The sequence below is a fragment of the Mesorhizobium sp. LEGMi-168a genome, assembly GCF_058312955.1.
The window spans coordinates 1-1,132 of sequence record NZ_JBZEGV010000133.1; the positions used below are offsets into that span (position 1 = coordinate 1).

Consider the following 1,132-nt stretch of genomic DNA (forward strand, 5'->3'; position numbering starts at 1 on the left):
CTGGAACAAATACCCGTTTTGGCCATCGGCGGAGTGGGCGGTCTAGGGAAGACCGCGACCGCCCAGGCTTTCGCCCATCAACATCAGGACGAATACGACGTCCGCATCTGGCTGGACGGCGACGAAATCCGTCGAGTGGATGATCTGCAAGCGGTCCCACTGCTGCGCGCAGGCGAAAGCCGCAACATCGTGGGATTGATGCAGACGTTGCGCTGCTTGCTGGTGATCGACGATGCTCCAGCAAATCTGGACATGACGGCCTTGGAGAGGATCTGCGGCGAGGGCACCCACGTCCTGCTGACCCGACGCTCGACCGACGCGCGTACGTTCGACCTACCCACGCTGGATCGAATCCAGTCCTGGGCGCTCCTGGGGCTTACCACGGTTAAGTGCCCGCAGGCGGTGTTCGACACGATCTGGGGAACGGTGAAAGGACATCCGCTGACGCTTTCCCTCATCCTGGCCGCAGTGAACGAGGGAGCGACGTGGGACGACATCCTCGAAGACTGCGAGGCCATCGGCGAGATGGAAGCCGGCGGCCGGCGATTGACCGACGTCCTGCTCGAGCGGTTGCGACCATCGTTGACACGGGAATTGTCGGTGTTCGCTTGGTCGGGCTTGCCTGTTTGTGACGAGGATTTCCTCAGTTTCGCGATCAAGCCGCTGGGCATCCGAAAGTTGAAGGGGAACAGCCTCACGGCCCCGGATCGCAACAGGGCCGTCCGCCTGCACGACGTGGTCCACGCCTCCCTCGACGGAAGTTGGTGCACGAACGAGCGCGGCGTCGAGCTGGAACATATGCTGGACACTTATCTCGTCGAAGCCTCCCGTGGGGAAGGTCTAGATCTTTGGCGCAATGCTCGCGTCCTCCTGCCAAAGCTCGAAGAAATGGTCGCACGAGGGAGCACGCCGCCCAGCTTCCTCTTCGCGTTATTGACCACCTGGGACGCCCTGGAGACCAAGCCGCAGCTGGTCGGAGAACCTATGGAAACCGCGCGACGGATGGCTGGGCGCAAACCGAGACCGCTCGAGATCAACATGGTGATCGAGTCCATCGAGCAGCTTTTTCTCTACGACAAGGAGCGGCACGACCCCGCCGCCCAGCAGAGGCTTCGGGACCGTTTGATCGCTT

At 61.9% G+C, this 1,132-nt stretch carries 1 protein-coding gene; it reads left to right on the forward strand.

The window, feature by feature from the left end:
- Nucleotides 1-1,132: hypothetical protein (locus AC4FWB_RS34420; RefSeq protein ID WP_491030658.1), on the forward strand; the 1,132-nt coding region annotated here is incomplete at both ends.